Below are 6717 nucleotides of genomic sequence, written 5' to 3'. Positions count from 1 at the left end.
CCTTCCACGCGAATACACCGCCATCCGGATACCCGCGGGCTTCTCCGCCTCGCGCCCGGATCACCAGAGTTCCGTCCTCGCCGAGATTTGGTCGAACGTCGGTCTCCATGTCTGAATCCCCTCCCGACCCGCGCGTGTGGCAATCAAGACCAAACCTACCAATCTCGGACGGGTGTGCGCCGAGTACGCAACCCCTCGGTGTTAAGGTCGCCTAGTTCTGACACGGGGTGCTCCGCATGGGCGGGGCTGAGAACACACCCGGGAACCTGATCAGGTAATGCTGACGAAGGGATGTCATGGCTACTACGCAGCCTGCATACAATTCTGCCGAAAACTCGGTGGCCACAGCGCCGTCGACGGATCGGTTCACAGATCGACTCTGGGCCGAGACGAAAGCCCTCCGCGAGTCGATCGACTCACTGGAGTTCCTCCGCCGCCTCGGCGACGGAACATTGCCTCTCGACGCGTTCCGCACGTACATCGAGCAAGACAAGCTTTATCTCGAGGGGTATTCGAAAGCGTTGTCCCTGGTCGCGGCCCATGCCCCGGATCCGCAGTCCGCGGGCTTCTGGTCGAATTCCGCGTCCACGGCAGCGACAGTGGAATCTGCGCTTCACGACGGACTTCTCACCGGTGGAATTCTTCCAGCGGGATCGGGAAGGCTCGAGCATTCGCAGGCCTGCCTGGGATACGTCTCGTATCTGACGGCGACTGCAGCAACTGCGCCTTACCCGGTCTCCGCAGCGGCAGTACTCCCCTGCTTCTGGATCTACGCCGAGGTCGGCCGCGATCTTGCCGCTTCAGCGCGCGAGGTACTCGACGCCGATCCGTCGCATCCGTACGCACAGTGGGTCACGACCTACGACGCACCCGAATTCCACGAGTCGGTGGCGCAGGCCCGCGTACTGGTCGATGCTGCGGCCGAAGCTGCTACCGAGACAGAGCGTGAGGCGATGAGTGAAGCATTCCGCATCGCCAGCCGCTATGAGCTGATGTTCTGGGATTCCGCACTCCACCAGCAGCCTTGGCCGGCGTCGTGATGTCGTTTGCGGCGCTGCGCCGCACGCTTGCCACGTCTGCCGCGATCGCAGCCGCGTTCACAGTTCTGACCGGATGCGCCTCTGACACCGGCTCTTCCGACGGGACCATTCGGTTCGCACTCGACTGGACACCGAACACGAACCACACCGGTTTGTACGTAGCACTCCAAGAGGGCTACTTCGAGGACGCCGGCCTGGACGTCTCGATCCTGCCGTACAACAACACCTCGCCCGACACCCTGGTCGATGCCGGCAATGCCGAGTTCGGCATCAGCACACAGAGTCAGGCCACGTTCGCCCGTGCAGCCGGCGCCGCCACGACGTCCGTCATCGCGCCACTTCAGCACCGCGCCACCGGCATCGGCGTGAAGGCGGATCGTGCGGACATCACGCGCCCACGTGATCTCGACGGGAAGACGTACGCCGGGTTCGGCGATCCCGGCGAAGTCGAAACGCTGCAGCAGATCATCCGCAACGACGGCGGGACCGGGAACTTCACGACGGTCACGCTCGGAACTTCCGCGTACGAAGCCGTGTACTCGGGCCAGGCAGACTTCACCGTCTCCTACTTTGCTTGGGAAGGCCTCGAAGCGGAGCGAAACGGAACTCCGATGCGGTACTTCCAGTACACCGATTACGGCTTCCCCGATGCATATTCGATCGTGATCAACGGCAACCAGCAGTGGTTGAAGGACCATCCCGACGAGGCACGCAAGTTCGTCAAAGCCGTTCAACGCGGATATCAGACTGCTGCCGACAACCCGGACCAGGCCGCGCAGGATCTCATCGACGCGAACCCCGGAGCATTCACCGACGAAGACCTCGTGCGTGAGAGTCAGCGGATGCTCGCCGCCGACTACATGAAAGACGCCAACGGTGTTGTGGGCGCCCAGAATCTCGAAACCTGGTCGGGCTACTCGGGATTCCTCTTCGAGAACGGATTGCTCGCCGGACCCGACGGGAAGCCGTTGACCCAGAAGCCGGACTGGTCGGAGTACTTCACCAATGAGTATCTCGACGCGTCCTGACGTGAGCGGACGGTTGGTCTCGACCATGCGGCGGGCGCTTCCCGCGCTCGCCGTGGTGGTGCTCCTCGTGGCGGCGTGGCAGATCTACGTCGAGATCAGTGGGATTCGGCCGCAAGTACTTCCGTCTCCGGGGCGCGTTCTGTCCCAGGGGTGGGACAACCGCGAGATCATCTCCGGCCACGCCTGGTCGACATTGCAGGTCACGTTGGTCGGCTTCACTGTTTCATTGGTATTGGCCTGGATTCTTGCTGTGGTCGTGGACTTTTCGCCGTGGTTGTCACGCGCGCTGGTACCACTTTTTGTCGTCTCGCAGACGCTGCCGATCATCGCCATCGCGCCGCTGATGATCATCTGGTTCGGCTTCGGGCTGTTGCCGAAGGTGTTGGTGATCGCCCTTGCGACGTTCTTCCCCATGACCATCGGACTCATCGAGGGATTTGCCGCGGCCGATCGGGAAGCGGGCGCTCTCCTGCGCAGTATGGGCAGCACTCGCTGGCAGGAGTTCCGATACGTTCGCCTTCCTTCGGCAATTCCGCGATTCTTCACTGCCCTGCGCATCGGCATCACGTATGCGGTCGTGGGTGCGGTGTTCTCCGAATACGTCGGCGCTACTTCCGGTTTGGGTATCTACATGAGCACCCAGAAGAACTCCTTCCGCACCGACCTGGTGTTGGCGGCCGTACTGGTGACCGCGTTGATCAGTGTCACGCTGTACTTGCTGACGTTCGCCATCGAGCGCATCGTTGCACCATGGGCGATGAACGAAAGGTCGCGGACATGACTGACCCGATGGTCGAGGATGCAATGGTCGAAATCCAGGACCTGACCAAGAGGTTCGACACGGCCGGAGAATCGCGTCTCGTGCTCGATTCGGTGTCCTTTGGCGCCGACGCGGGCGAATTCGTGTCGGTGATCGGGCCGAGCGGCTGCGGCAAGAGCACGATCTTCAACGTCCTGGCCGGGCTCGAATCCCCGACCGCGGGTTCGGTCCGTGTGGGCACGCGCGCAACGGAATCCGAAGCAGCCGCCGAGGTGCACACCGCGTACATGCCGCAGAAGGATCTTCTGTTCCCTTGGCGCTCGGTACTGGACAACACGGCCCTCGGTTTGGAAGTGCAGGGAGTCGGCAAGAAGGAAGCACGCGAGCGCGCTCGCGAGTTGTTCCCGGCGTTCGGACTGTCCGGATTCGAGGACGCCCGGCCGTCACAGCTGTCCGGCGGCATGCGCCAGCGAGCGGCGATGCTGCGCACCGTTGTTCAGGGCAAACCTGTCCTGCTGCTCGACGAGCCGTTCGGCGCACTGGACTCGTTGACCCGCACCGAGATGCAGGCCTGGCTGCAAGACGTGTGGCAGCAGTACCGGTGGACCGTGCTGATGATCACCCACGATATTCGTGAAGCGATCTATCTGTCCGATCGCGTGGTCGTTCTGTCGGCGAGGCCGGCAACGGTCAGGTGCGTCGTCGACGTTCCCTTGCCGAGGCCACGCGAACTGGACATGATCACCTCGCCCGAGTTCGCCGACGTCGAGCGTGAACTGCTTGCCGTTCTCCACGACGAGACGCGCAAGTCGCTACACCCCTAGCGGTTACTGACAATGCGCTGAGAGCGCGCCGATTTCACCTGCCGTTCAAGAGAAAGTGCATCGCAACGGTGCAACTTCGCGTAGGATGTCGCGGCGCGTTCGCCCAAAACGCCTTAATATCAGCAAGATCCGAACGCTCGACACGCAATCCGTCAACGCTGCACAATTCTCTGTACTCTTCGGTAACGTACACTCGGTCGCCTACGAGACCAACGGCCAGAAGGTAACTGGACGGTAAAGCGGAATCGTGGAGGCACAGTCATCGCAACAGATTTGGAAAGGGACAGCGTGAGCACACTGCAGTCAGGTCAGAGCCTCGGAGTCGGCCAGGAACTCAAGTCCGACAACGGCGCATACACCCTCACCTTGCAGGACGACGGCAACCTGGTTCTGTCCGAGGGCGGACAGGCTGTTTGGGCCGCAGGCACCAACGGATCCGGCGCCAACCGCGCCGAGGTGCAGGCTGACGGAAACTTCGTCATCTACAAGGACTCCGACGCCGTGTGGGCATCGCAGACCGCAGGCAACGACGGTGCCTCCCTCTCGGTTCAGGACGATCGCAACGTCGTTCTGTCCGCCGGCGGAAATGCTCTGTGGTCTTCGGACACTGCAATCGCAGCGCCGGCCGCCGAGGCTGCCCCGGAGCCCGCTCCGGCACCCGAGCCCGAGCCTGCCCCCGCCGCTCCGGCAGCGCAGAGCTACACCGTCGAAAGCGGCGACACCCTGTGGGCGATCGCAGAGCGTTTCTACGGTGACGGCAACCAGTACCAGCGCATCGCGGATGCAAACGGCATCCCGAACCCGGATCTCATCAACGCCGGTCAGGTACTGACGATCCCCGCCTGATTCACTGCTTGACCTGGCCCTGGGTGCCGACGTCCGCGTCGACACCCAGGGCCTTTTGTGTTCTACGCCACACAGATTCGCGTCCCGCCCAGCAGGCCCTGATACTCCATTGCGGCATCTTTTCGCCTACAGTACTTCCGTACTGCTCCCGAAGGACAGGTGTGCATGAAAGACAGAACAGTCATGATCGGCGCTGTCGCAGTGGCCGCTCTTTCTCTGACATCAGGCCTCGTTTTCGGCGGAGCAGCCGGCGCATTCGGTGCCGGCGGCCCTGTGGTGAAGCCTCCCACTCTGGTCTCGTCGGTTTCCGTGGAGTCCGTCGCCGGGATCGAACCGGCCGCGTTCTACAGCTCGGTTGCAGTCCCCACGGTTGTCATCCCGCCGACGCCGACCTGGCGAATCGCCGACGAGACGACCGCTCCTCGCAATCAGCCGCTTGTGGTGACCGCGACAAGCACGAGCTCCGCCACCTCGACTACGACGGCCACCAGTACGACAACACCCGTCTCATCCACCACAACTGCGTCGGCTACCGCGACCTCGTCACCGACCGCGACGGCCACAACCACCAAGACCAGCACCACCCCCGTTGTCACGACCGGGTCCACGCCGCCCGTCGTCGAGGTCTCGCCCGTTCTCGCCGGATAACCCTCGCTCTTTCGCCCGCACACCCGCCTGGCGTGACGGCGGTTACAGGCACACTTCAGTCGCCGCTCTCGAATAACCGATCTACCTGCGACTACCTTCCTCGCCGTCACGGTTCGTGGTCCGCTGCAATCCGGTCGACCGGAAAAGGACAGCAGCATTGTCGGAGCCTCGCGATACCGTATAGGTCTGAGCTTTTGCGGAAGGAGGTGGCTGATGAGCGCAATGGGCTTCGATCTCGATGTCAGTGTCGACCGGGCGTGGGCAGAATTTCAACGTCGCCTCGGCGATCACATTTCCATCATGGTCGACGGCGACGTGCTTGCCGTGGAATCGTCCACCGGCGACTTCGATCCAGCTGACGGCGCAGCGCCATGCGTTCAGTTCCTCGTGTGGGACAAGAACACAGTCCGCTGCGAGGTTCCTTCCAACGACTTCCTTCATCCACGCTATCGACTCGAAGATGCCGACGAACAAAAGTTGATCGCACTCGGCTGGAATCCGCCTTCCGAGAATCTCGAGGATCCGAACAACTCCCCCGCCTTCTGCGTCGACAAGGCACAGAACTGGGCCGATCAGCTCGCAGCGATGACTGTCGCTGCATTCCGTGATGTGTTCGGTGTGCAGCACCCGGCTTTTCTATCCAGCGATCTCACCGGCAACGAGCAGACTCCGGATTTCGATCCGTCGGTCGTCGAGTCGACAGAACTTCCGACCCTCGACCCCACCGCGGCCTACATGCCCAACGACATCGACCATCTCAAGGAGTTGGTCACTCTCGCTTTGCTTCCCATGCTCGGCACTCTTCCCGAGCGAGACAGCGACGGCGACATACCCATTCGTGTCGGTTCGACTGTCATGTTCGTCGGTCCACTTTCCGAGTCCATGGACGTGCAGTTGTTCTCGCCGCTCGTTCAGGACATCAGCAACCGCACCCGTGCAGCCGAGGTCATCGCCGATCTCAACCGCAAGTGGTCGCGCATCAAGTTCGTCTTGATCGACGACCGTCTGTCGGTGTTCCTCGAGGTGGCGGGTTCACCATTCGTTCCCAAGCAACTCACCGATACGTGCGCCGCCCTGACATCGTTCCTGCGTACCGTGGACGACGAGTTCGCCGCACGCGTCGGCGGAGACCTCTTCTTCGCGAACAAGAGCGGTGATTCCTCCTCTCTACAGCCCGATCTGACAGCCGAGGACCTGCCTCCCGAACTCGAGACCCTGCTGCACCTCGATCTGGATGTGGCCGAGGATCTCGACGCGGTAGCCGATGTCTGCGGTCGTGATCGCGATCTGATTCTTCAGCTCCTCCACATCAGCAACGAATGGCAGATTCAGCTGCGTAGTCAGGCTGTGGACGCCCACAGTCGCGGAGACGCCGAAGAGGCTGCGGAATACGAGGATCAGGTCGGCGGGTGGGAACTCATGGTCGACCGTCTGCGAGGGGCTTTGCGACTGGTGGTCCTGCCCAATTCTCGAACCGAGACGCCGGCAAAGCCGCAACCTGAGCAGATGGGCTTGTTTGCCGATCCCTTGCAACAGAGCCTCTTCGACGATCCGTCCTGATAACACGGATC

At 62.1% G+C, this 6717-nt stretch carries 7 protein-coding genes and 1 riboswitch; all 7 genes read left to right on the top strand.

Annotation, left to right across the window (positions count from 1 at the left end):
• The first annotated feature begins 213 nt into the window (after window positions 1-213).
• A riboswitch (TPP riboswitch) is annotated at window positions 214-309 on the top strand.
• On the top strand, window positions 297-1040 hold the full coding sequence (locus tag ATN38_RS21255; RefSeq protein WP_007726090.1) for a TenA family protein: 744 nt from the start codon (window positions 297-299) through the stop codon (window positions 1038-1040). It overlaps the preceding riboswitch by 13 nt.
• Window positions 1040-2068, top strand: coding sequence for an ABC transporter substrate-binding protein (locus ATN38_RS21250; protein ID WP_030536827.1), 1029 nt, complete (start codon window positions 1040-1042; stop codon window positions 2066-2068). The genes ATN38_RS21255 and ATN38_RS21250 overlap by 1 nt, the downstream gene beginning before the upstream one ends.
• Window positions 2046-2849: an ABC transporter permease gene (locus ATN38_RS21245; RefSeq protein ID WP_003941393.1), complete on the top strand. Its 804-nt coding sequence runs from the start codon at window positions 2046-2048 to the stop codon at window positions 2847-2849. The genes ATN38_RS21250 and ATN38_RS21245 overlap by 23 nt, the downstream gene beginning before the upstream one ends.
• A gap of 8 nt (window positions 2850-2857) precedes the next feature.
• Window positions 2858-3652, top strand: a complete 795-nt coding sequence (locus tag ATN38_RS21240; RefSeq protein WP_039972652.1) for an ABC transporter ATP-binding protein — start codon at window positions 2858-2860, stop codon at window positions 3650-3652.
• A 288-nt stretch (window positions 3653-3940) separates the two neighbouring features.
• Complete coding sequence (locus ATN38_RS21235; protein ID WP_003941373.1) at window positions 3941-4498, top strand: LysM peptidoglycan-binding domain-containing protein; 558 nt, start codon at window positions 3941-3943, stop codon at window positions 4496-4498.
• Window positions 4499-4663: 165 nt separating this feature from the next.
• A complete protein-coding gene (locus ATN38_RS21230) occupies window positions 4664-5146 on the top strand; it encodes a hypothetical protein (RefSeq protein WP_003941346.1) in 483 nt (160 codons plus the stop codon).
• Between the two features lie 213 nt (window positions 5147-5359).
• Window positions 5360-6706, top strand: coding sequence for a hypothetical protein (locus ATN38_RS21225; protein WP_058227700.1), 1347 nt, complete (start codon window positions 5360-5362; stop codon window positions 6704-6706).
• The last annotated feature ends 11 nt before the right edge of the window (window positions 6707-6717 follow it).

It is taken from the genome of Rhodococcus sp. FH8 (genome assembly GCF_019266085.1).
Lineage (GTDB): Bacteria > Actinomycetota > Actinomycetes > Mycobacteriales > Mycobacteriaceae > Rhodococcus_F > Rhodococcus_F qingshengii.
The sequence above is the reverse complement of the archived record's forward strand: the minus strand, read 5'-3'. Positions and strand labels throughout refer to the sequence as shown.